This window comes from Parabacteroides sp. CT06 (assembly GCF_002257605.1).
In the GTDB taxonomy this organism is placed as follows: Bacteria; Bacteroidota; Bacteroidia; order Bacteroidales; family Tannerellaceae; genus Parabacteroides; species Parabacteroides distasonis.
On record NZ_CP022754.1, the window covers coordinates 3,756,226 to 3,781,298 of the forward strand.

Below are 25,073 nucleotides of genomic sequence, written 5' to 3' on the forward strand. Positions count from 1 at the left end.
GTTTGTCCTCAACCGGGCAATAAAAATGATATAACTATGGATACAATTGGATTCTTTACGTCTGAGGAAAAGAAGCTGTTCTTCTCCAAATACAGGCTCCTGTTACGAAACCTTTACTCTTTCCTCGAGAGGGAAGATATCCGAAAGATGAAGGAGCTGATGAAGCGGGTTGTCGCCCTCGATTGCTACGGCAGGGATAAGAATGGTATCAACGGTTTATTGCGAAATATTGACACGGCCTTGATCGCCACCTTGGAGATTGGCTTGAAACGTACCTCGGTCATCGCCCTCCTATTATACCGCCCGGTATTGAAGAAGGCGATCACGATAGAGGAAGTGGAGCAGAAATTCGGGGCGGACGTGACCTTGATCATCCGTCGCCTCTTGAAGACCTCCGACCTGTATGCCCGGAACACCGCCGTCAACTCGGAGAATTTCCATCATTTGCTTTTCTCGTTTGCCGAGGACGTACGTGTGATCTTGCTTATGATCGCCGACCGCCTCTGCCTCATGCGTATGGGAAAACAGATGCAAGAGGATGACCGTATCCGGCTGGCTACCGAGGCCTCTTATTTGTACGCTCCCCTCGCCCACCGGTTGGGCTTATATACGATCAAGAGCGAGCTGGAAGACCTTTCCCTGAAATACACGGACAGGAAACAGTATGACTTCATCAAACGGAAACTAAATGAGACGAAACGTTCCCGTGACGCTTATATCGCCGAGTTCATCGCCCCGATCAAGCGGAAGCTGGCAGCGGCAGGATTCAAGTTCGATATCAAGGGGCGTACCAAATCCATACATTCCATTAATAACAAGCTGAAAAAGCAGCAGGTGGAATTCGAGGGTATCTACGATCTTTTCGCTATCCGGATCGTATTGGATACGCCGCTGGAGAAGGAACGCTCGGAATGCTGGCAAGTCTACTCCATCGTCACCGATATGTACCAGCCCAACCCGAAGCGTATGAAGGACTGGATCTCTATTCCGAAGACCAACGGTTACGAGAGCTTGCACATCACGGTGATGGGCCCGCAAAATAAATGGGTAGAGGTGCAGATCCGTACGAAGCGGATGGATGAGATCGCCGAGCGAGGCCTAGCGGCGCATTGGAAATACAAGGGCGTGAAAGCGGAGAGCGGGCTAGACGAGTTTTTGAATACCGTACGTGCCGCCTTGGAGGCCAAGGAGAATAATCCGCTCGACTTGATGCAGGATTTCAAGATGGATCTATATAAGGATGAGATCTACGTCTTCACGCCTACCGGCGAGCTTATCAAGCTGGCCAAAGGAGCGACAGTCCTCGATTTCGCCTTTGCCATCCACACGAAGCTGGGAAGCAAATGCGTGTCGGCGAAAGTGAACGGTAAGAACGTTCCGATCAAATACACCTTGAACAACGGCGATAGCGTATCCGTGATCACGTCGCCGGCGCAAAGCCCGAAGCGGGATTGGCTGAACTTCGTCGTCACCTCCAAGGCCCGTGTAAAGATCAAGCAGGCCTTGAAGGAGGAGACCGTGAAGGCCGTGGAATTCGCCAAGGAGATGTTGCAGCGCCGCTTCAAGAACCGGAAGATCGACATGGACGAGCCAACCATGATGCGCTATATCAAGAAGAAAGGATTCAAGACCGTCACGGACTTTTACATCGAGATCGCCGAGGAACGCCTCGATCCCAACCAAGTAATCGACGAATATCTGGAGGCTTTCCGCAAGGAGACGGAGACGAATGAGCGCACCGAGGTGCGTAGCGCGGAGGAATTCGTGACCACGACTCCGGTGGAGGAGATATCGACGAACAAGGATGTCTTGGTGATCGACAAGAACCTGACGGGTATCGAATATAAACTCGCCAAATGCTGCAACCCGATTTATGGCGACGAGGTTTTCGGTTTCGTCTCCACGCAAGGTATCAAGATACACCGCATGGATTGCCCGAACGCCCAAGAGATGTTCAGCCGCTTCGGTTACCGGATCATCCGCGCGAAATGGAGCGGCAAGGGAGACAATGGCTATACGGTTACGTTGCGGGTGATCGGACGGGACGATATAGCGATCGTCACCAACATCACCTCCGTGATCGGAAAGGAATCGAACGTCACGCTTCGCTCCTTAAACATCAACTCGGTAGACGGATTATTCCAAGGTAACTTTACCGTATTGGTAAGAGATACGACCGCGTTAAACTTGCTGACGAAAAAGATCAAGGCGGTAAACGGAGTGAAAGCGGTAGAGCGATTAAATTCTTAGACAGTGTACTGTGCACGAAGTACCGTAGTACTCTGTACGAAGTACTACAGTACCCTCTAGGAAGTACCGTAGTACTCTGTACGAAGTACTACAGTACCCTCTAGGAAGTACCGCAGTACTTCGTACAGGGGACTGTGCCAACTGTAAGACTGAGCCTTGTGACTATAAGATCACAGAATCGGCTTCAGCCCCATCTTCTCCGCACGTTGTATAAGGAATTGACGGGCCGCCTCATACTCGTTCGGGATCACGCCGTCGAGGATGGCGTTCTTGATCGCCTCTTTCAGCACGCCGACAGGCTTGGAGGGAGCCAAGCCAAACGTCTCCATGATCTCCTCGCCGGATACCGGGGGCTGGAAGTTACGGACACGGTCTTTTTCCTCTATATCGGCCAGCTTCTCGCGCACCTTACGGAAGTTGTTCAAGAAACGGCGAACTTTCTCCGGGTTCTTGCTCGTGATATCGGCCTCGCACAGTTTCATCAAATCGTCGATATCATCTCCCGCGTCAAACAGCAGACGGCGGATCGCCGAATCCGTCACCTCATCGTCCGACAAGGCGATCGGACGCATGTGCAAGCTTACCATCTTCTGCACGTACTTCATCTTCTCGTTCATCGGGAGTTTCATCTTCCTGAAAATACCGGGGATCATCCGCTCGCCGATAAAATTATGATTATGGAACGTCCATCCCAAGCGAGGGTCGAAACGCTTCGTGGCAGGCTTGGCGATATCGTGGAAGAGGGCGCTCCAACGCAGCCACAGGTTATCGGAAGTCTTGCTCAAACGATCCAGCACCATCAAGGTATGGGCGAAATTATCCTTATGCCCGATCCCCTCCTTGGTCTCCACGCCCTTCAAGGCGCAAAGCTCGGGGAAAATCAATGGCAACAGTCCGCATTTATCCAGCAAGTCGAAACCGATAGAGGGCTTTGGCGAGAGGACGATCTTGTTCAACTCGTCCACGATACGTTCCTTGGAGATAATGGAGATACGTTCCCGGTTACGGATGATGGCGTCGAAGGTATCGGGATCGATAAAGAAACCTAATTGAGTGGCGAAACGAACCGCACGCATCATCCGGAGCGGATCATCGCTGAAAGTAACATCCGGGTCTAAAGGCGTACGGATCGTAAGCTCGTCCATATCCTCCAACCCTCCGAAAGGATCGACCAATTCTCCGTAACGCTCCTTATTCAGGCAAAGGGCTAAGGCGTTGATCGTGAAATCGCGGCGGTTCTGGTCATCCTCCAAGGTGCCGTCTTCTACGACTGGCTTACGGCTGTCATGGCTGTAGGATTCTTTCCTTGCCCCCACGAATTCCAGCTCCAGATCGCCGGCTTTCACCTGCGCCGTCCCGAAATTCTTGAAGACGGAAAGATAAGCGCCACGCCCGATCTTCTTGGCCACTCGTTTGGCCAACTCGATACCGCTGCCAACCGCTACCACGTCTATATCCTTGGATGGGCGGTTCAAGAAAATATCCCGCACATATCCGCCTATTACATATACCTCAACACCTAGCTCTTCCGCCGCCTCCGATATCAAATGGAAAGGCTTCGCGGATATATGATTTACTATCTCTTCCTCGTTTATATACATATTTATGTATTCCAAATCCAATAAAGAGCGCAAAGATAATCAAATTTCATGTACTTTTGCGGTATCAAATACATTGAACGAGAAAGATATGAAAAAGTTAGCGATCTGTATAACGCTCATTGCCGCCATTTTAACGGGCTGTAACGGAGACGAGAAAGCGGCTCAGGCCCGTTTGGACAAGGCCCGGGCCATGTACGAGAATAACGAGTTTTTCGGGGCGAAGAACGAGATAGACAGTATCCGGGCACTCTATCCCAAGGAAGTAAAGGTACTGAAGCAGGGATTAACGCTTATGCGCCAAGTAGAAGTAAAGGAGGCGGAGCGAAACATCGCTTTCTGCGACAGCTTACTCCCGATCAAGCTGGAGGAAGTAGAGGGATTGAAGAAAGGCTTCGCTTTCGAGAAGGATTCCGTTTACGAGGAAATCGGCAATTATATCTGGAAACAGCAGACGATCGAGCGCAACGTGCAACGTTGTTACGTACGTTGCGGCGTGAACGAGGAGGGCGAGATGTATCTGGCCAGCGTATATTACGGCGGACGCCCCATCGAGCATACGGGAATCAAGCTGAGCCTGAAAGACGGCCAATTCGCCGAGACCGCTTCCATCCCGTACGACGGCGGACTGAATTACCGCTTCAAGGATATGGGAAGCACCACGGAGGTAGTGACCTACAAGGGGGAGCACTGCGTCGATGCCGTCAAGTTCATCTACGATAACGAGAAAGAGCGGATCAAGGTGGAATACACAGGAGGCAAGCCTTACATTATATATATGGCGGACGCCGACAAGAAAGCGATCGTCAACACCTTCAACCTCGCCACCGTATTAAGCGATATCAAGAGCATGAACACCTTGAAAGAGAAATCAGAGAAGAAGATCGCTTATCTAAAGAATAAACTGGAGGAGTAGAATCCCTCCATACAAATGGCCTACCTATAAACAAAGCACCGGGACCCCTACCATACAGTAGGAATCCCGGTGTTAGTATACAAACTGATATCCACTATCAGTTATTCATCATTTAACGACGACCTTCTGGGCGGTCTCGCCATCAACGGAAACTACCACGATACCTTTCGATGCCGGCATCACGAAGTTATCTGAAGAAGCGATAGCGGAAGCGGTGGTCTGACCTAAGATGTTAGACAATGTAACCGTCTTGCCTGCCGCGTTCAAGACCGTAACGCTAGCCTCGCCAGCGATTACCGTGAAGCTGGCAACCTCTTCCAATTGTTCGTTGGAAACCGGAGTCGGAGCATTCTCGATCGTGAACGGAACGCCAACATTAGACATTACCACAACATTGTTTACCACACCTACATAAGGAGTCTTCAACTCGCCCGCGGCCACGGTGCGATTCAGCTCTTTCTGGTTCTCCAATAAGTAACCACCATCCTGAGTTGTCTTGAAGGCGAACAAAGCATTGTTATCCAAAGACGGAACGATATTCGCTTTATCGCTGAAGCCTACACGATAGTAAGTAGCGCCATTGCTAACGAATGTCTCGTTAGAATCCCGCAAGGATACCATATAGTAGCGAGGAGAAACAGCTTTGGTAGTTGTCTCCGGCGTATAGATCGATGTCGTGATGAAATACAACGGTTTACCAGCGATCACGGTATCGGCTTCTTGAACCCACAAAGAGAAGTTGTCAGTCTCATAAGTTGACTTCAAGATATCTTGGCCTTCGTTCTTCACTTCGGCGAAGAAATTCAGCGGATTCATCGTCAAGAACTTGCCATTCGTACCGAAACGTTTGTGAGAATCGTCGATAGAAGCGTACTCCGGAGCCTCTACAGCGACAAAGTCGAAGTAGTTAACCTTATCGGAAAGGATCAGGTTCGCCGTATTCACGTTCATAAAGACATATTGAGTGGTCGCGCCTACCCTTGTAGCCATCTGGTATTTGCCACCGGTCGTAGCCGTATTGAATACGAATTCCAACGGAGCGGTATAATCAGATAATTTCAACGGTCCACCATTCTCGCTGGCAACCAAATCATTGCTGAAACGTTCTTTCAACATATAAGTCGCATGATACAAGGTATCACCTAAAGCACGGGCACCTAAACCATCCGTTACATTCTGTACGGAATCTTGGCTAACCACGATACGAAGAGCGGCTGCGTTCGCTGCGTCACCAGATTTAATCATCAATACAGAATCTGAAGTAAACGCATACAGATCGTCTACGCCCGGAGTACCGGAGATTAAGTTCAATACATAACCATTATCGGCGAGTTCCTCCGCAGAGAAGTGACGAGTACCCAAGAACTTATCCTTTAAATCCACATTCGCTTGATATTCCACCGTAATAGAATCGGTGCTACCCCCAAATGTATAGGTATTGGCCATACCTTGAACGGCGAAGATCTCCTCGTTAGAAATAATAGTCGTATTCGTATTACGGTCTACAACCGAATACATTCCGTTGTTTTCCTTGATATACCATTGTCCCTTCGGTTGATAAATGGAAGGTTTGAAACCTGCCGCGGTTACCAACTTATCGGAAGCGGCACTCTTATCGTAAGCGACAGCGTATTGTCCGCCCTTATCGCCCTTGCTCGCGCTCTTCAAGAAGTATACGCCTGTACCTGTAGCGATCGTAGAAGGAGTTCCCTTCGTTACGGTAATAACAGGAGCGGCTCCTTGAGCAGGTTGAGTAGAGCCGGACTGCAAGTCAGATACGGTCAAGGCTTTCGTCTCGATTACGCTGGCATATACGACACGTACGTTCGGAACGGAGGTCATCGGACTTGCGTTCACGGTCGGAGCGGCAGCGGCGTACATAGCCAAAGCATCATTCTTCAAGTTGATCGTAAAATAGAATTTCTGGAAATCAGCGTTACCCAGTGTATGCAAGCCACTAGCGGCATAGGTGGAGTCAGCCGTAAACTTAGCCCCATATACACTGGTAGCACCGGCTATCACATTCTTCAATGTATCGACACCTAAGTATTTTGCTTTACCATCACTAAATACTTGGTCACCTTGGATCTGCAAGGTCACATATTTAGCGTTCGCAACAGCGCCTGTAGCGGGAGCCGCCGTATTCTTCGCTATCAAGTTCTTACCCTCGAAGATATTTCCTTGATAATTTCCTCCAAACGTCAATTGAAAGACTTGGAAACCATCCCCCAGCTCACTTGCGCTCAAATACATAGCGTCGCTAGGAGCCTCTACGGTAAATTTCGTAGAAGAGGCAGAAGAACCTAAACTCAAGTCTGTCCCAGCTACATCCAACGCCAAGATTTGATTGTTTCCGTAATAAGCCTGAATAGCGCTACCACCGGCAGCGTCAGAGAATGTCCACTGATTCACGCCCGATGTGATAACAGGTTTTGCCGTAGATGAAGCCGCAAACGACAAAACGGCCTGTGTCTTCTTGTTCTTGAATTGATACACAGGACCAGCAGGAGTCGTGCCCGCATTCGTGATTTGCCACAAGGCAGAATCAATAGCGGCTTTGGTAGCGTCTGACGCCAAAGTTTTAACAATTACTGAGTCGGCTTTCTCACCACTTAAAGACAAAACGGAAGAACCTGTCTTTAAATAATAATAGTTACCGGCTTTCCACTGAGCCTCCGGAACGGTCGTACTCGACTGAGCATTAGCCGAGAATACGCCCGCAACCATCAGGGCCGCAGCAATAAGAGTACATTTTTTGTCCATAATCAAATAGATTTTATTTATTAATCACAGTCTAAACAGGGGTTGTTTAGAAAAGGTTTTGAGGGCGTATGAGATTAACAATCGATTTAGCGTCTTATAACAAAAATCGTCCTATTCTCACGAACAGGACGACTATACTACTAAAAATGTAAACAGTGTATTTATATAGTAATATCATGAAACTATATATTTTGGAGAAAAACCGCTCCACCTTCACAGGCAAAACGGCTGGAAATCTAATCTACTCAATAAATATCTTCACAGGCTTACTCGAAATAAGCATGTTCTTTTACGACATGACCTCTGTCATCGAAATAAACCTTATATATCTTACCATTTCTGGAAAGTAATACTACCTTATACTTCACAAACGTGCTATTGTTTGACACCTCAACTGATTTCACCATACATCCCTCATAGGAAGTATTTACCGCATCACGCAATACTTGGGGCATATCAGTTACCTCGATCGGATAAAATTTATCCTGTGCCACTGTTTCCTTAGCGCTACCGGCCATCCCGGCTTGCGCTTCTACATCAGGGGCAATAAATAAGCCACATAAAGCGACAATAACCCCGTAAACAATCTTTTTCATACCTTAAAAACCTAAACCTTTTTTCTCTTACATCATAAATTCGCACTATAGGGTGCAATCTCCATGCCAAAACTCACCCTAAAAAACAACAAGAGAATAATAAGTTGTAAATCCGACAATTAACCAAAAGTAAAGAATCAATCATTCGGTTGCCAAAGTGTGGAACAAACCGTGGAATGTGGAAAATTTCCCCGCAAAAGTGTGGAATCTCTACACATTACTATAAAAAACGAGGCCCACCCTTAATCTATATAAGGATGAGCCTTAAATCATTCTACTTAAATATAATCAAATAAAAATACTAAAGTAATAAAATAAAGTTCCGTAATATCGTATACACTCTGTGTCTAATCTCTAATTTGCGATTCACAAAGATAAATCTTTTTGTTCAACCATCTATAAAATAATCGCACATCTAACGAAACTTAAAGATTTTTGAACAAAGAGATTCCTTTTAAGGACAAGTCATAGATTATCACGAACTTCAATCCTTCGCTTGGTGTACGGTAAGTTGCGGGAATGGGAAACCGATACCTACCTCATTGAAGGTCGCGTAGATATTCTTGTTAATATCGAAATACACGCCCCAATAGTCGGAACTGTTTACCCAAACACGTACTACCACGTTTACGCTGCTGTCCGCCAAGGCTGTCAAGGCGATAAACGGAGCGGCCGGCTCGGACAAGATGCGGGAATCCTTCGCCAATACAGACTCTATCACTTGCTTTACTTTCTCATAATCGCTGCCGTATTCCACGCCAAAAGTCCAGTCTACACGGCGAGTCGTCTGGTTACTGAAATTAGTCACAACGCCACTGCTCAAAGAGCCGTTCGGTATATAAATGACCTTATTATCAACCGTACCTAATACGGTATGGAACATCTGGACCTCTTTCACGGTACCGCCAACGCCCTGCGCCTCAATATAATCACCCACCTTATAAGGCTTGAAAAGAAGGATGATCAATCCACCGGCAAAGTTTGACAGGTTACCGCTCAATGCCATACCGACAGCGACACCGGCGGAAGCCAACAAGGCGGCAAACGACGTAGTTTGAACGCCTAACGCCCCTACGACTGAAATAATCAATAAAATGGTTAAACTGACATTCACCAAACTGCCAACAAAAGTCTTGACAGAAGGATCGATATCCCGTTTGCTCAATATCTTCCGAACCAGTTTATTAAGTAAGTTTATAACCAATCGTCCCACCAAGAAGACAATAAGAGCTTTAATAATCGTAAAACCCAATTGGGAGCCATGCTCAACCAAGGATCTGATAGCTTCCTCTAATTTAGAACTCGCTTCTACAGCTGCTAATAATACCATATCTCTTCTATTTTAATTAATCTATTAATTATATAACAATCTGATCTTCCAAAATATTATGAAATGTAGCAAAGGTATAAAGTTTTTTTAATCTGGTAAAACCATGAAATAATTACGTAGCTTTGCGATCAATCAAATAACACGTTAAATTCGACAGCATGAAAATCCTTGCGATACTCGCCGCCCTTTTCCTTTCAATAGGCTATGGCCACGCTCAGACATACGAGAAGTTTGTCGAGAAAAGTTTTGACTTCTTGGACAAGAACGACTTAGTCTCCGCCGAAGAGAGCCTACGAGCCGCCATGCGCCTTGAACCGGGCAACCCCAATAACTATGCCTTGCTCATGAATCTCGGGACGATACAGCGTAGACAAGGGAAACTGGAAGATGCCCTTCTCTCCTATACCGCCGCCCTAAGCCGCCATCCGAATAATGAGGCCATACTGGAAAATCGTGCCGGCTTATATACGGAAATGGGTGAGATCGAAAAAGCGACGAACGATTACAATGCCCTGTTAATCTTGAACCCCCATCATCAAGAGGCGTTATATTGCAGGGCGATGCTTCATTTGCAACATAAGAACTATCTGTTGGCCGAGCAGGATTTCGATAAGATACTGGAAGTAAACGAGAAATCCGTGAAAGGACGTCTGGGACACGCGATTCTCGAGAAGCTACGGGGGAATTACGATGAGAGCGAACGCATCTTTAATTACTTGATCAACGAGATGCCCCGCGAATGGATCTTATACGAGGGCCGTGCCGATCTATACTTCATGATGGGCAAGAACGCCCGGGCTATGGCCGATATCAATCGCATTTTCGTGGAAAGTACCCCGACAGCCGCTTTATATGTATTGCGAGGCAAAGTAAAACTCGCCCAATATGAGAAGGCATCGGCCGCCTTAGACTTCAAGAAAGCTGAGGATATGGGATATGATAAAACGACTATCGACGAGTTGATGAAGATGGCTCGTTAAGGCTGTTTTTATACGTATAGTGGCATCGGCTCACGCGAGTAGTGGTATTGGCCTACGCCACTACTCGCGTGAGCCGATGCCACTATACGTGTGAGCCTGCGCCACTACTGGTGCGAAATCGGCCCATTTATACTACTTTTCCGTGATATAATTGACAACCCAACTACCCACTTCTTTCGTTCCATATTTCGCTCCACCTTCCACTTGGATTTCCGGCGTACGGACATTCGCATCGAGGGAAGCGTCTACGGCTTCACGGATCAAGGCTCCCTCTTCTTTGAGGTCGAAATACTCGAATAACATCGCTACTGAAAGAATTTGCGCCAAGGGGTTCGCAATATTCAGCCCTTTCGCCTGCGGCCAAGAGCCATGAATCGGCTCGAAAACCGGCGTGCTCTCTCCGGTAGAAGCGGAAGGCAGCAAGCCCATAGAGCCGCTGATGCAAGAACCCTCATCCGTCAAGATATCACCAAACGTATTCTCGGTTACCATCACGTCGAAGAATTTCGGCTCTTGGATCATACGCATAGCGGCGTTGTCCACATACATATAGTCTGTCGTTACTTCCGGATAGCTAGGAGCCATCTCTTGAGCGATCTGGCGCCATAGACGGGAAGAGGCAAGTACGTTCGCCTTGTCAACAACCGTCAGGTGCTTATTCCGTTTCATCGCATACTCGAAGCCCACTTTCAAGATACGCTCGATTTCCGGGCGGGTATACATATTCGTATCGTATGCCTTATCGTTGTCTTGATATTTCTCACCGAAATACATACCACCGGTCAACTCACGGATACATAAGAAATCCGCGCCATCCACCAATTCGGCACGCAACGGCGATTTATGCAATAGGCATTTGAAGGTCTGCACCGGACGGATATTAGCGAACAGGCCCAACTTCTTACGCATCGCCAAAAGACCTTGCTCCGGACGTACTTTCGCTGTCGGATCATTATCAAACTTAGGATCGCCCACGGCCGAGAAAAGAACAGCGTCGGCATCCTTACAAATCCGATAGGTCTCCTCCGGGAAAGGATCGCCTACCTTATCGATCGCATCAGCGCCACAAAGGGCATACTCATAGTGAACCTCATGTCCGAATTTCTCACAAACGGCACTCATTACTTCCACGCCTTGCACGGAAATCTCTGGTCCGATCCCGTCTCCGGGAAGTACTGCTATATTCAGTTTCATCGTAAATGTTTGTTATTATTCTCTGTTAAAATGTACATACTTAGGCTCCGTGGGGAAATACGTGTCATCATCCCACAGGGTACTTGTAATCATCAAGTCGGCGCTATAACGGTTACAAGCGATAGGTACGTTATGAACACGGCACTGGCGAAGCAACATCTGGATGTCGGCCTCGTGCGGTTGCGGATTCAAGTCGTCTATCAAAAAGACCGCCAAATCGATCTCCTTACGGACAACCATAGCGGCAATCTCAGCATCGCCTCCCATCGGACCGGAATGCATGCAAGCAATATCCGCGTTCACCCCTTTTTCCTCGAGAGCTTTACGAACCAAATTTCCGGTCGTACCCGTACAAACAATATGGTGGTGAGACAAGAACTCAGCGTTATGTACCGCCCATTCTACCATTTCCGCCTTACGATTGTCGTGCGCTACAAGCGCGATAGTCAACTTTTTCATACCCTTTACCTTTTTAATTATTAATCCTCTATCTTGTTCAGCATCTTCAATGTCGCCTTGATCGCCGCCTCAGTCTGATCAGCGTCCAGACCACGAGTCTTGAAATCGACCCCGGCATAATTCCAGCTGATGACCGTCTGCACGAACGCATCCGTACGTCCTCCCGGCGGGATGGATACCGAATAGTTCGTCAACATCGGGAACGGGCGGTTCAAACGGGAATAAATCCGGCGTAGGGCACGAACGAAAGCGTCGTATTGGCCATCACCGGAAGCCGATTCCTCGTAAGCCTCGCCATTGATCTCGATCTTCAAGGTAGCCACCGGTTTCAGCCCTTGGGCCAAGGATAAGGAATAGTTCAAGATCCGTATTTTCTGATCCTCCAGCGCATTATCATGATGAAGCACATCGCTGATAATATAAGGAAGATCCTCCGGGGTAACCATTTCTTTCTTATCCCCTAACTCAATGATCCGTTCCGTAACCTTACGCATCGAGCCCTCATCCATGTCGATACCGAGCGCTTCCAGATTCTTGCGGATATTCGCTTTTCCGGAGGTCTTGCCCAAGGCGTACTCGCGAACCCGTCCGAAACGCTCAGGAAGCAGGTCGTTGCAATACAGGTTGTTCTTGCTATCACCGTCCGCATGGACACCGGCGCATTGCGTAAACACATGCTCTCCGATAATCGGCTTATTGGGCGGGATATGCACCCCCGAATAGGTCTCGACCAAACGACTGGCCTTGTTTATCTTTTCCTCCCTCAAGTTCGTCTCCTCTCCCAACTGATCCTTGATGACGGCAAGGACGCTGCTCAATGGAGCATTACCCGCACGCTCTCCCAAACCGTTCACGGTCGTATGGATTCCCTTGATACCCGCACGGATGGCGGAATATACATTCGCTACGGCAAGATCATAGTCGTTATGCGCATGGAAGTCAAACCGTAAATCAGGGTAACGGTCCACCATCATCTTGCAATACTCGTAGGTATTTCCGGGATTCAAGACTCCCAAGGTATCCGGGAGCATGAAACGGCAGATCGGAAGTCCTTTCAACGCATCGATTACCAAGAATACGTAATCCGGGGAATGCTTGATACCGTTCGACCAGTCCTCCAAATAGATATTCACGTCGATCTTCCGTTTCGCCGCTTCCAATACGACCGTACGAATATCGTCAACGTGTTGCTCGGGAGTCTTTCGAAGCTGTTCGGTGACATGCTTATAAGAGCCCTTGCAAAGCAAGTTCACGACACGGCAACCTGCGGATTCAATCCAGTCGAGAGAGACCGTACCATCCACGAAACCCAAGACCTCCAATTTGTCTAGGTTTCCGGAACGGGCGGCCCAAGCGGCTACACGCTTCACGGCCTCAAACTCTCCGTCCGACACACGGGCGGAGGCGATCTCCACCCGGTTCACGCCTAAGTCGTTCAGCAGCACTTGCGCTATGCTAAGCTTCTCGTGAGCGGCGAAGGAGACGCCCGAAGTTTGCTCCCCATCTCTGAGGGTTGTATCCATTATTTCTATCATAATCAGCGTGCTGCCTCGAAGGCTTCTATCTTTGATTTATTTGCCAGTAAATAGTCGATATCGTCCAATCCGTTGATCAGGCAATCCTTTTTATAGGCGTTGATCTCGAAATGCTCGCTTTTGCCCGTAGCCTTGTTCGTGATCGTTTGCTCCGGTAGATTTACCTCGACCTCAGTTTTCGGGTCCTTGTAAATCGAATCGAACAATTCAGCGAGGAACTCTTCAGTCACAACAACCGGCAGCACGAAGTTGTTCAACTCGTTGTTTTTATGGATATCGGCGAAGAAACTGGAGACCACGACACGGAAACCGTAATCGGCGATCGCCCAAGCCGCATGCTCACGGCTGGAACCGGAACCGAAGTTCTTTCCCGCTACCAATATCTTTCCGCTATACGTAGGATCGTTCAAGACGAATGATTCGATCTTATTACCTTCCTTATCATATCGCCAATCCCGGAATAAGTTCTCGCCGAACCCTTCTTTGGTAGTCGCTTTCAGAAAGCGGGCTGGGATAATCTGGTCGGTATCCACGTTCTCTAAAGGAAGAGGTACGCAAGTGCTTGTGATTATATTGAATTTTGTTTTCATCTTATGCTACTTTATTAGATTAGTCTTTACATCAGTTCTCTCGGGTCCGTGATCTTACCTGTCACAGCGGCGGCGGCGGCCACAAGCGGCCCCGCTAAGATGGTGCGCGCACCCGGTCCTTGGCGGCCCTCGAAATTACGGTTGGAAGTGGAGACCGCATATTTACCCGCCGGAACCTTATCCTCATTCATCGCCAGACAAGCGGAACATCCCGGTTGACGAAGGACGAAGCCGGCCTCGGCCAAAACCTTGTCGATCCCCTCGGCACGAATCTCCCGCTCTACCTGCCAACTGCCGGGAACCAGCCAAACCGTTACATCATCCGCTTTCTTCTTTCCTTTCACCAAAGAGGCGAAAGCACGGAAATCCTCGATACGGCCATTCGTACAGCTACCTAAAAAGACATAATCCACTTTCTTACCCAACATAGACTCGCCTGCCTTGAAGCCCATATAATCCAAAGACTTCTTATAAGAAATACGGCCTGCCTCGGGCACGCTTTCTAAGGAGGGGATATCTTTGCTGATACTCATACCCATGCCCGGGTTCGTACCGTACGTAACCATCGGGTCGATATCCTCGGCGTGAAAAACGATCTCCTTATCGAACTTAGCGTCCGGATCACTATATAGCTGACGCCACTCGCTCACCTTCCGCTCCCATTCCTCGCCTCTTGGGGCAAACTCACGGTCTTTCAAATAATCGAAAGTAACATCATCCGGAGCGATCATACCGCCACGGGCACCCATCTCGATAGAAAGGTTACAGATCGTCAGACGTTCCTCCATGGTCGTATTACGAATCGCCTCGCCAGCGTACTCTACGAAATAGCCCGTAGCACCGCTGGTACTCATCTTACTAATAATGTATAAAGCAAAGTCCTTCGCCGTAACGCCCGGTTTGCGTACACCATCGATCGTGATACGCATCGTTTTCGGCTTACGCTGCATGATACATTGGGTAGCCAAGGTCATCTCCACCTCGCTCGTACCGATACCGAAGGCGATAGCGCCCATGGCACCGTGCGTAGAAGTATGGGAGTCGCCACAAACGATCGTCATACCCGGCTGCGTCAAGCCTGTCTCCGGACCTACCACATGGATGATACCATTCTTCGGATGTTGAAGACCGTAATACGTCAAGCCGAAATACTTCGCGTTCTCTTCCAAGGTATCCACTTGATTCTTGGATATAGGGTCCTCGATAGGCTTATCTTGGTTCAATGTCGGGATATTGTGGTCCGGCATACAAGTGATTTGCGCGGGACGGAAGGGCTTCAATCCACGTACACGTAATCCGGCGAAAGCCTGCGGGCTAGTCACCTCATGACAATACAGACGGTCGATATACAATTGTATGGTTCCGTCGGGCAACGTGTCCACCACGTGTTTGTCCCAGATTTTCTCAAATAATGTCTTGCTCATTGTCTTGTCTATTTTTAGTCTACTATAAACTTATTGATGGCGTCCACGAAAGCCTCCACGGAAGCAGCGATAATATCGGTATTCGCAGAGAACCCATAATAGGTAGCCCCGTTATACTCTACCTGCATATGCACCTTGCCCGTATCATCGCTACCTTTATTAATGGCTTGGATCAAGAATTCCTGAATCGTCATGTCACTATTACTAATGGCTTTTTTCACCGCCTTGATACCCGCGTCAACCGGACCGTTACCAGCTGCGGCCTCATATCTTCTTACTCCCGACAAATTTAAACAAATACTTGCGACTGATTGTACTCCAACACCACTAGTTACCTGTAAATATTCCAATTTAATACGGTGGGTGGCCGTACGATCCTTCCCGACCAACATCAAAACATCATCATCATTAATATCTTTCTTACGATCGGCCAGTTTCAAGAACTCATCGTACACCTTGTCCAATTTCTCCTGCTCCAGATCCACACCTAAAACATGCAGGCGATGCTTCAACGCCGCACGACCGCTACGAGCAGTCAATACGATCGCATTATCATCAATACCCACATCCTTCGGATCGATGATCTCGTAGGTTTGCGCATTCTTCAAAACGCCATCTTGATGGATACCGGAGGAGTGAGCGAACGCATTACGTCCGACAATAGCCTTATTCGGTTGTACCGGCATATTCATCAAGCTAGAAACCATACGGCTCGTACTATAGATCTTATTCGTCGTGATATTGGTGATGATATCACGTTCTTTATGGCTCTTGAAAACCATGGCGACTTCTTCCAATGACGTGTTACCCGCACGCTCACCGATGCCGTTTATGGTTACCTCCACCTGACGGGCTCCGTTCAACACGCCTTGTACGGTATTCGCGGTAGCCATGCCCAAGTCATTATGGCAATGGGTGGACAAGATCGCGTTATGTACGCCATCCACATGTTCCATCAGATACTTAATCTTCGCCCCGTACTCATCCGGCAAGCAATATCCTGTCGTATCCGGGATATTCACTACGGTAGCCCCGGCCTTGATCACGGCCTCCACGACACGGGCTAGATATTCATTATCCGTACGCCCGGCATCCTCACAGTAGAATTCTACGTCCTCCACGTACTTTTTAGCGTATTTCGTGGCGGCGATCGCACGCTCTATAATCTCCTCTCTCGTGGAGTTAAACTTGTATTTGATATGAGAATCAGAAGTACCGATACCCGTATGAATACGTCCTCGCTTAGCGAATTTCAACGCCTCAGCTGCCACGTCGATATCTTTCTCCACCGCACGGGTCAAGGCACAGATGGTCGGCCAAGTCACGGCCTTTGAGATCTCAACCACACTCTTAAAATCCCCAGGACTGGAGACAGGGAAACCAGCCTCGATCACATCAACACCTAGCTGTTCCAACGCCTTAGCTACTTGAATCTTTTCCACTGTATTCAACTGGCATCCCGGAACCTGTTCACCATCACGTAAGGTGGTGTCGAAAATAAATAATCTGTCTGACATAATCTTATATTCTTAATTTACTAATATCCTATACTAACTAAAAAAGCCTCTCTCACAAGGAAGTGAGAAAGGCTCTTTCATATATCGTAATGCTCGCAAAGCATACAGTCTCACTTCCTATCCCGTTCCCAGAGTAGAATAATGTTTAGAGAAATAATGAGACTATTTTGCAAGTTGCGTGTCATTGTTCTTGTCTTTATTGTTTTTGTTTGAACGTTGCAAAGATACGGCCTTTTTTGATACCACCAAATATAATTCGAAGTTTTTTACAGGATATTTCTTATAAAACGTAAGATAAACAATTACATCTGTTACTAAATAACACTACCCATCGTTGGGTCGTAACGATGGGCAGTATAAGCTGCTTACGTTGCCCATCATAAAGGCCTTATGATGGGCAGTGTTATGAAATATGTGAGACAGCTCATTTTAACGAGCTACGATCTTCTTCACGAACAAGAGCAGCGTATTACCAGATAACATCAAGGAACGCAATACTGTTTTATTCTTAGGCAAGGTAAGCTTCTCTACCTTATTGAGGAGATGAGACGGGGCATGCCCCGCCCCGCCTCTACAACTGGGTAATAAGTTAATCCTATAGACCTACTTTTTTCCTTACCAAATATCTTATTACATGGAAATTATTCCATACATTTGCCACAGTACTAATTAATAACGATTACGACTATGACAAAATTAAGCAACATCCCCGCCAAGGAAACTACAGCCAAGACCGCAAAAACACGTAAGGCCAAGAACGGACCCGCAAAGCTCAAGTGGGATCCTACCAAGCCGATGCAATTCACCCAAGAAGAGATCTGGGAACATATCCATGAGATTGAGAAGGGACCGTTCTATCCTATTGAAGAAGTACATCAAAGAATAAGATCATGGATGGACAACTATCAAGGAAAAAAGTAATCGGTTCTCCCATTTACGAGGAAAGCCTTGAGAGGACTTTCGTGGAAGGCATAGAACGATTCGGTATGTTCCAAGCCCGGAAATATCTTGAGCATATATTGAATACAGTCGAGAAACTAGAAAACGACTATCCTTATTACCCCGAATGCCGACACCTAACCACGAAAAGCCGCATGTACCGGAACATCATCCTAGATTCACACCTTATCATCTACCGCATCACCGAGGAACGGATCGAGGTGCTGGACATCTTCCATTCCGCATCCAGCATGCGAAAGATCAAGAAAACAAAGAATATCCACATCGAATAACACAAAGAAAGGCGAGCCACCCGTAAGTGACCCGCCTCTTTTTGCTGATATATAAGGATTAAGATTGGATTAGTTGTTCTCCGGACGAAGCTTGCGTACAGTAACAGCTGTCTGCCACATCTCGCTCTCGCGCAATGCCTTCAATTCAGCCTCCAATTTCTCACGATAATCCGGCTTAGAGTTTGAGTCGATAGAGATCTGAGCCTCGTTACCGCATTTTACGTTCGCGTACAATTTCTCGACAACCGGCTTGATTGCGTCGTGGAACGGACCCATCCAGTCCAAAGCGCCACGCTGGGCGGTAGTAGAGCAGTTCGCGTACATCCAGTCCATACCATTCTTGGCGAATAAAGGCATCAAGGATTGAGTCAACTCCTCGACCGTCTCGTTGAAAGCCTCAGAAGGAGTGTGTCCATTCTCGCGCAATACCTCATACTGGGCCAACAACAAACCTTGGATAGCACCCATCAAAGAACCACGCTCACCAGTCAAGTCGGAAGTAGCCTCACGGATGAAAGTCGTCTCGAACAAATAACCGGAACCGATACCGATACCCAACGCCAACGTACGATCCATTGCCTTGCCGGTAGCGTCTTGATAGATAGCGAAAGAAGAGTTCAAGCCACGCCCCTCAAGGAACATGGAACGCAAAGACGTACCAGACCCCTTCGGAGCGACCATGATCACGTCAATATCCGCAGGAGGAACAACACCTGTACGATCGTTCCAAGTGATCGCGAAGCCATGAGAGAAATACAGGGCCTTGCCAGCTGTCAAATAAGGCTTCATCGTAGGCCATACAGACATTACGGCAGCGTCGGACAATAAGCACATGATGATCGTGGCCTTGTCGCAAGCCTCCTCGATACCGAACAGAGTCTCACCCGGAACCCATCCGTCCTCAACCGCTTTCTCGTAAGTCTTACCTTGGCGCTGACCAACGATTACGTTGAAGCCATTGTCACGAAGGTTCAATGACTGTCCCGGTCCCTGTACGCCATAGCCGATAACAGCGATTGTCTCATCTTTTAATATCTCTCTTGCCTTTTCCAACGGAAATTCCTCGCGGGTCATTACATTCTCTACAACACCGCCAAAATTCATTTGTGCCATTTTCTTTTTAACTATTAATGTTTAAAAACCTATTTATGTATCTCTTTTATTATCTCCAAGTAACCGCCGCACGACAGATCGCCTTTCCCTCATGGCAAATAGCCATGTCTTGCTTATCGGGAGCGGACTCCGCCTTATGAAGCGTAAGCGGCATACCTTGTTTACCCTCGGATTGGTAGGCGATCTCCAGACGGCCGATCTCACGGGTCTTGAACTGGTCGATATCGAACAAATCCAGCAGGTGCTCAATATACTTCACGCTATTGAAGTGACCGTTGATATCCAAGTCGCTGTATTTGATCGAATACGGGATTCCCTCCGCCTTATTCTCCGCCGACATGATCTTGCCCGGCTTCTCGATCGGGCACGGACGCTCGTCGATATATTTGCCCAATGCCTCTATATCCAATAAGGTAGGACGGCGGGTCTCCACGTCGATAGCCGCCCAAATAGAACGGGCGAATCCAAAGGTTTTCCCATTCTCATCCGCCAGCTCAAAACAACGGCTGGTGAAAAGACGTCCGACCTCATCGATCCAAGTGTATAAATTAATCTTATCGAAGGCGGTAGGATATTCCTTCATCTCGATAGCCAGACGGGACAACACCCAAGCCGTATGACGCTCCGACATATCATTGAAACCGAACCCACGCTCTCCGGCATGGCTGGAAGCGGCGTGAATCAAATAGTTACCAATCATAGGGAGCGTTACACGTCCCCTAAAATCCATCAAATATGGCTCCGCCACGAAATGAAATAATCCTACTTTCTCCATATCTTATTATTGTTGCTTTTCCTGTAACTTTCGCTCCATATCGGCCAACATATCGCTCAAGCGCTCCACCTTGCTCTTCGTGATAGCCACACGTCCGGAGCGGATGAATTGCAGGACACCGATCGTCTCGCTCAACTCATTGAACAAGGCCTGTGTCTCGTCATAGTGGCCACTCTTCTCCAATACCACGCAGGTCTCGTTCATCTCCAAGATACGGGCGTTGTATTTACGGATCAATCCCTCCACGGTTCCCATCTTGATGAAAAGCTCGGTACTTAGCTTATAAAGAGCGATCTCTTGATAAACCAGATCCTCATCCGTATTATAATAAGCCTTCAAGATATCCACACGTTTATCGATCTGTTTCACCACCTTATCGATCATATCCTCATCGGCGAATGTCGTGATCGTAAACTTATGGATGCCCTTGATAGCGGACGGAGAGACGGACAGAGTCTCGATGTTCAGCTGTCGGCGTGTAAAGATAATCGTTATCTGGTTCAAAAGACCTACGATATTCTCTGAAAAGATAATAACGGTATATAATTTCTTTGTTGTCATAGCTTCATCTCCTCCTTATTTCTCGTCTCCCATAATCATGTTTGTCACGCTTCCCCCGGCAGGAACCATCGGATACACCATTCCGCAAGTCTCCACGTTAGCGACCAACACGTAAGCGCCGTCGTGGTTTAGCATCTCGGCGATAGCGTCGTCCAATTCCTCCCGCTTTTCAACGGCACGGCTGGCGATACCATAGGCTTTAGCGATCGCCACGAAATCCGGATTCTCCATGATGGTGTTTGAATAACGCTCGTGGAAGAACAATTCTTGCCACTGACGTACCATACCTAAGAAGTTATTATTAAGAATAATAATCTTCACGTTCAGTTTCTCCTGCATGATGGTACCCAATTCCTGAATCGTCATCTGCATACCCCCATCACCGGTAAAGAAGCAGACCGTACGGTCTGGAGCCCCGAACTTAGCGCCCATAGCGGCCGGCAGACCAAATCCCATCGTACCTAAACCACCGGAAGTCACCACGCTACGGGTTTGTTTATATTTGAAATAGCGGACACCCATCATCTGGTTCTGCCCAACGTCGGTCACCAATACAGCGTCGTTACCGGTCGCCTCGGAAACCTTACGGACTACCTCGCCCATTTTCAGTTGGCCCTCGGTCGGATACAATTCCTTCTCGATTACCTTATCGTATTCCTCTTTCTCGTCCCGATCGAACTCGGCATTCCATTCCGGACGTTTACGTTCTTCCAACAACGCCGTGATCATCGGTATCGTGTGCTTGGCATTACCCAGCACCTTTACATCTACGGGGACGTTCTTACCGATTTCCGAGTTGTCGATATCCAGATGGATAATCTTGGCTTGCTTAGCGTATGTCTTTAAATCGCCAGTCACACGGTCGTCGAAACGCATACCGATAGCGATCAATACATCACACTCATTCGTTTTCCGGTTCGGCCCTACGTTTCCATGCATACCGAGCATTCCCTTGTTCAATGGGAAATCGGTTGGCAACGCAGATAAGCCCAATACCGTAGATCCGGCAGGTATATCATTCTTTTGGAGAAACGCTTTCAATTCCTCTTCCGCACCGCCTAACAATACTCCCTGCCCGACCAGACAGAAGGGTTTCTTCGCCTCATTGATTAAATCGGCGGCGGCCTTGATACGATCCTTTTTGATATCCGGCTCCGGCTGATAACTACGTACGTAATCTACCTTCTTATATTCATAGTCCACCAGCCCTACTTGCGCGTCCTTCGCTAAATCCAGCACAACTGGACCCGGACGGCCTGTAGAAGCGATATAAAAAGCACGAGAAACAGCCCATGCGATCTCCTCCGGCTTGCGGATTTGATAAGCCCATTTCGTGATCGGTTGCGTGATGCCAATCACGTCGACTTCCTGAAAAGCATCGGTTCCCAACAACGGCGAGGGTACTTGACCGGCGATTACGACCATTGGCGTACTATCCATCAGCGCGTCAGCGATACCCGTGATGGTATTCGTAGCGCCCGGGCCGGAAGTAACCAACGTCACTCCTACCTTGCCGGATACACGAGCATAGCCTTGAGCCGCATGGGTAGCGCCTTGCTCGTGGCGCACCAATACATGCCTCAACTGGTCCCTATAATCATATAAACTGTCGTAAATAGGTATCGCCTGTCCGCCGGGATAACCGAAGATAGTATCTACTCCTTCAGCAATCAACGCTTTCAGCAAAGCTTCCGAACCGGTTATCTTTTGTTTCTCCATAAGAAATAACGTGTTTAATGTATATTATTGGCTTTAATCTTCAACAATCCTTACACCTCCCTTATCGGCGGAGCTAACCATCTTCCCGTACGCTCTCAACGCTTTCGATACCTCACGCTGACGCATCGGCGGCGTAAAGGCTTTCTTTCCACGCGCCTCTTCCGCTTTACGGCGCTCGGCCAACTCCTCGTCGCTCAGCCGCACGTTGATGGAACGTTCCGGGATATTGATCTCGATGATATCCCCGTCTCTCACCAGTCCGATAGCGCCACCGGAAGCGGCCTCAGGAGAGATATGCCCGATAGAAAGACCGGACGTACCGCCACTGAAACGACCATCCGTGATCAAGGCGCACTCCTTACCTAAGTGACGGCTCTTTATATAAGAGGTAGGATATAACATCTCTTGCATTCCCGGCCCTCCTTTCGGACCCTCATACGTGATGACGACCACATCGCCTGAAACGACCTTGCCTCCTAAAATGCCCTCGCAAGCGGCATCCTGTGAATCGAAGACTTTCGCCGGGCCGGAGAATTTCCAAATACTCTCATCCACGCCGGCGGTTTTTACGACACATCCGTCCAAGGCGATATTCCCTCTCAAAACAGCCAAGCCGCCATCCTTGGAATAAGCGTGCTCCACGTCACGGATACAACCTTCGGCACGATCCGTATCTAATTCCTTATAATAAGATTCTTGGGAACCCATCTGGATACTGAACCGATGAGCGGGAGCGCTCTTGTATTTACGGATCGCCTCCTCCGTTACGTTCGGGGAAGTGACGGCGTATTTATCAACAGCCTCGGCCAAGGTCAGGCCGTCCGCACGTCTCGTGCTGCCATCCACAAGCCCGGCTTTCATCAACTCGTTCATGATACCGAGGATTCCACCGGCACGGTTTACGTCTTGTACATGATAAGTGTGCGTATTCGGGGCTACCTTACACAGGCAAGGTGTCTTGCGGGATAACATATCGATATCCTCCATATGAAAATCGGCACTGGCTTCTTGTGCCACGGCCAATAAGTGAAGCACCGTATTGGTAGACCCCCCCATGGCGATATCCAGCGACATGGCGTTCAAGAAAGCCTGACGGGTAGCGATGTTGCGAGGTAACACGGAATCATCCCCGTCACGATAGTATTTGTAAGCGTTCTCAACGATTTGCTTAGCCGCGTCACGGAAAAGTTGGATACGGTTCTTATGGGTAGCCACGATCGTCCCGTTCCCCGGAAGCGCCAGACCGATCGCCTCGTTCAAGCAGTTCATAGAGTTAGCGGTAAACATACCGGAACAACAACCGCAACCCGGACACGCATGGCGTTCCACCTGCTCGATACGCTCATCGCTTACCGATGTATCGGCGGACTCAATCATCGCGTCGATCAAATCCAGATGGCGGCCATCCAGCTCACCTGCCTCCATCGGGCCACCGGACACGAACACCGTCGGGATATTTAATCGCATGGAAGCCATAAGCATACCCGGCGTGATCTTATCGCAATTGCTGATGCAAACCATAGCGTCCGCCTTATGGGCATTTACCATATATTCCACGCTGTCCGCGATAATGTCGCGTGAAGGAAGCGAGTAAAGCATCCCATCGTGCCCCATAGCGATACCGTCATCGATAGCGATCGTATTAAATTCAGCGGCGAAACAACCTTGTTTCTCGATCTCGGCCTTGACCAGTTGCCCGATCTCATGCAAATGCGTATGCCCCGGCACGAACTGGGTAAATGAATTTACGATAGCGATAATAGGCTTGCCGAACTGTTCCTCTTTCATCCCGTTGGCACGCCATAGCGCACGGGCTCCGGCCATCCTACGACCTTCGGTGCTAAATGAGCTTCTTAACGGATTCTTCATCTCTTTCCTATTTTTTGTTCGTAGAGCGCTTTATCCACGCCTCTACCTTGAATTATTTATAATAAAAAAAGCCTTTCCCTATATGGAGAAAGGCTTAAGAAATATCTCTACGACTTCACAACTTCTTACACACCTTTCTCCTTACCTACTAATGACTAGAAGGACCACCACGAGAATAATATGCAATACGTTGTTCATCATCTTTTCTTATTGTCTTTGTTTGTTTGACGCTGCAAATGTAGAACAATAATTGATATGCGCAAAGGATTTAAAAGAAAATTCTTTATTTTTCTTTCAATTCTCAAGCAAATATCATTTTAGGATTGCATTTTAACAGGAGCAAGAGTGTATTACTTAGGAATCGGAAGGTATAGAAGAGAAAAAACTTCGATTTCCTACTAAGGACAGCGAAAAGAAAAATGTCATCTAGAATAAATTTCAGATAACATTTTTATCAAATAATACGACTTACGATAACACGTATCTCATAAGAAAATCCCATTCTAGCGACAAAAAAGATACATATAAACTCCAAATCACATATTTATTAACACTTGTAGACTATAAATAGCCTTGAAAAAATTCATAATAATGTTTTAGAAAAAACATAAGGAAGTTCTCCGAAGAACATAAGGAAGAAATTTCATCTAGT

At 47.9% G+C, this 25,073-nt stretch carries 20 protein-coding genes; 5 read left to right on the plus strand and 15 right to left on the minus strand.

The window, feature by feature from the left end; translation table 11 throughout:
* Nucleotides 1-36 precede the first annotated feature (36 nt).
* Entirely contained in the window at nucleotides 37-2,250 is a 2,214-nt protein-coding gene (locus tag CI960_RS16700; RefSeq protein WP_005854485.1) for a bifunctional (p)ppGpp synthetase/guanosine-3',5'-bis(diphosphate) 3'-pyrophosphohydrolase, read from the plus strand.
* 170 nt (nucleotides 2,251-2,420) lie between these two features.
* Here the strand turns inward: CI960_RS16700 and CI960_RS16705 are convergent, their stop codons facing one another.
* Entirely contained in the window at nucleotides 2,421-3,851 is a 1,431-nt protein-coding gene (locus CI960_RS16705; protein WP_005854484.1) for a CCA tRNA nucleotidyltransferase, read from the minus strand.
* Nucleotides 3,852-3,939: 88 nt separating this feature from the next.
* On the opposite strand from CI960_RS16705, the gene CI960_RS16710 reads away from it, so the two are divergent.
* Nucleotides 3,940-4,764, plus strand: a complete 825-nt coding sequence (locus CI960_RS16710) for a hypothetical protein (RefSeq protein WP_011966674.1) — start codon at nucleotides 3,940-3,942, stop codon at nucleotides 4,762-4,764.
* 108 nt (nucleotides 4,765-4,872) lie between these two features.
* Here the strand turns inward: CI960_RS16710 and CI960_RS16715 are convergent, their stop codons facing one another.
* The 3 genes from CI960_RS16715 to CI960_RS16725 all read right to left on the minus strand — a co-directional run bounded on the left by CI960_RS16715 (nucleotide 4,873) and on the right by CI960_RS16725 (nucleotide 9,453).
* A complete protein-coding gene (locus CI960_RS16715; RefSeq protein ID WP_005854482.1) occupies nucleotides 4,873-7,527 on the minus strand; it encodes a DUF6383 domain-containing protein in 2,655 nt (884 codons plus the stop codon).
* A 266-nt stretch (nucleotides 7,528-7,793) separates the two neighbouring features.
* A complete protein-coding gene (locus CI960_RS16720) occupies nucleotides 7,794-8,123 on the minus strand; it encodes a hypothetical protein (RefSeq protein ID WP_005854481.1) in 330 nt (109 codons plus the stop codon).
* 484 nt (nucleotides 8,124-8,607) lie between these two features.
* Nucleotides 8,608-9,453 carry a mechanosensitive ion channel family protein gene (locus tag CI960_RS16725; RefSeq protein WP_005854480.1) on the minus strand — a complete coding sequence of 282 codons (846 nt, stop codon included), beginning with the start codon at nucleotides 9,451-9,453 and terminating at the stop codon, nucleotides 8,608-8,610.
* A gap of 158 nt (nucleotides 9,454-9,611) precedes the next feature.
* Here CI960_RS16725 and CI960_RS16730 point away from each other — a divergent pair, with 158 nt between their 5' ends.
* The gene (locus tag CI960_RS16730; protein ID WP_005854479.1) at nucleotides 9,612-10,433 is read left to right on the plus strand and encodes a tetratricopeptide repeat protein; all 822 of its coding nucleotides are present in this window, start codon (nucleotides 9,612-9,614) and stop codon (nucleotides 10,431-10,433) included.
* Between the two features lie 132 nt (nucleotides 10,434-10,565).
* On the opposite strand, the gene leuB is transcribed toward CI960_RS16730, so the two are convergent.
* The 6 genes from leuB to CI960_RS16760 are packed head-to-tail and all read right to left on the minus strand — an operon-like array spanning nucleotide 10,566 to nucleotide 17,152.
* Nucleotides 10,566-11,627 (minus strand): 3-isopropylmalate dehydrogenase, encoded by a 1,062-nt coding sequence (gene leuB / locus CI960_RS16735; protein ID WP_005854478.1) that lies wholly within the window; start codon nucleotides 11,625-11,627, stop codon nucleotides 10,566-10,568.
* Nucleotides 11,628-11,642: 15 nt separating this feature from the next.
* The gene (locus CI960_RS16740; RefSeq protein ID WP_005854477.1) at nucleotides 11,643-12,086 is read right to left on the minus strand and encodes a methylglyoxal synthase; all 444 of its coding nucleotides are present in this window, start codon (nucleotides 12,084-12,086) and stop codon (nucleotides 11,643-11,645) included.
* A 20-nt stretch (nucleotides 12,087-12,106) separates the two neighbouring features.
* A complete protein-coding gene (locus CI960_RS16745) occupies nucleotides 12,107-13,621 on the minus strand; it encodes an alpha-isopropylmalate synthase regulatory domain-containing protein (protein ID WP_009018114.1) in 1,515 nt (504 codons plus the stop codon).
* Nucleotides 13,622-13,623: 2 nt separating this feature from the next.
* Nucleotides 13,624-14,211: a 3-isopropylmalate dehydratase small subunit gene (gene leuD / locus CI960_RS16750; protein ID WP_005854475.1), complete on the minus strand. Its 588-nt coding sequence runs from the start codon at nucleotides 14,209-14,211 to the stop codon at nucleotides 13,624-13,626.
* Between the two features lie 26 nt (nucleotides 14,212-14,237).
* Complete coding sequence (gene leuC / locus CI960_RS16755; protein ID WP_005854474.1) at nucleotides 14,238-15,635, minus strand: 3-isopropylmalate dehydratase large subunit; 1,398 nt, start codon at nucleotides 15,633-15,635, stop codon at nucleotides 14,238-14,240.
* Nucleotides 15,636-15,649: 14 nt separating this feature from the next.
* Nucleotides 15,650-17,152: a 2-isopropylmalate synthase gene (locus CI960_RS16760; RefSeq protein WP_005854473.1), complete on the minus strand. Its 1,503-nt coding sequence runs from the start codon at nucleotides 17,150-17,152 to the stop codon at nucleotides 15,650-15,652.
* A 687-nt stretch (nucleotides 17,153-17,839) separates the two neighbouring features.
* Here CI960_RS16760 and CI960_RS16765 point away from each other — a divergent pair.
* Both CI960_RS16765 and CI960_RS16770 read left to right on the plus strand, forming a co-directional pair.
* Nucleotides 17,840-18,073, plus strand: a complete 234-nt coding sequence (locus CI960_RS16765; RefSeq protein ID WP_005854472.1) for a hypothetical protein — start codon at nucleotides 17,840-17,842, stop codon at nucleotides 18,071-18,073.
* Entirely contained in the window at nucleotides 18,043-18,384 is a 342-nt protein-coding gene (locus CI960_RS16770) for a type II toxin-antitoxin system RelE/ParE family toxin (protein WP_005854470.1), read from the plus strand. Before CI960_RS16765 ends, CI960_RS16770 begins: the two co-directional genes overlap by 31 nt.
* Nucleotides 18,385-18,453: 69 nt before the next feature.
* On the opposite strand, the gene ilvC is transcribed toward CI960_RS16770, so the two are convergent.
* Genes ilvC through ilvD form a run of 5 tightly spaced genes read right to left on the minus strand, consistent with a single transcriptional unit; the run spans nucleotide 18,454 to nucleotide 24,421 of the window.
* Nucleotides 18,454-19,497: a ketol-acid reductoisomerase gene (gene ilvC / locus CI960_RS16775; RefSeq protein ID WP_005854467.1), complete on the minus strand. Its 1,044-nt coding sequence runs from the start codon at nucleotides 19,495-19,497 to the stop codon at nucleotides 18,454-18,456.
* A 49-nt stretch (nucleotides 19,498-19,546) separates the two neighbouring features.
* Nucleotides 19,547-20,272, minus strand: coding sequence for an acyl-[acyl-carrier-protein] thioesterase (locus CI960_RS16780; protein ID WP_005854464.1), 726 nt, complete (start codon nucleotides 20,270-20,272; stop codon nucleotides 19,547-19,549).
* Nucleotides 20,273-20,278: 6 nt separating this feature from the next.
* Nucleotides 20,279-20,833, minus strand: a complete 555-nt coding sequence (gene ilvN, locus CI960_RS16785) for an acetolactate synthase small subunit (RefSeq protein WP_005854462.1) — start codon at nucleotides 20,831-20,833, stop codon at nucleotides 20,279-20,281.
* Between the two features lie 15 nt (nucleotides 20,834-20,848).
* A complete protein-coding gene (gene ilvB, locus CI960_RS16790; protein ID WP_005854459.1) occupies nucleotides 20,849-22,552 on the minus strand; it encodes a biosynthetic-type acetolactate synthase large subunit in 1,704 nt (567 codons plus the stop codon).
* Between the two features lie 33 nt (nucleotides 22,553-22,585).
* Entirely contained in the window at nucleotides 22,586-24,421 is a 1,836-nt protein-coding gene (gene ilvD / locus CI960_RS16795; protein ID WP_005854456.1) for a dihydroxy-acid dehydratase, read from the minus strand.
* Nucleotides 24,422-25,073: the final 652 nt, after the last annotated feature.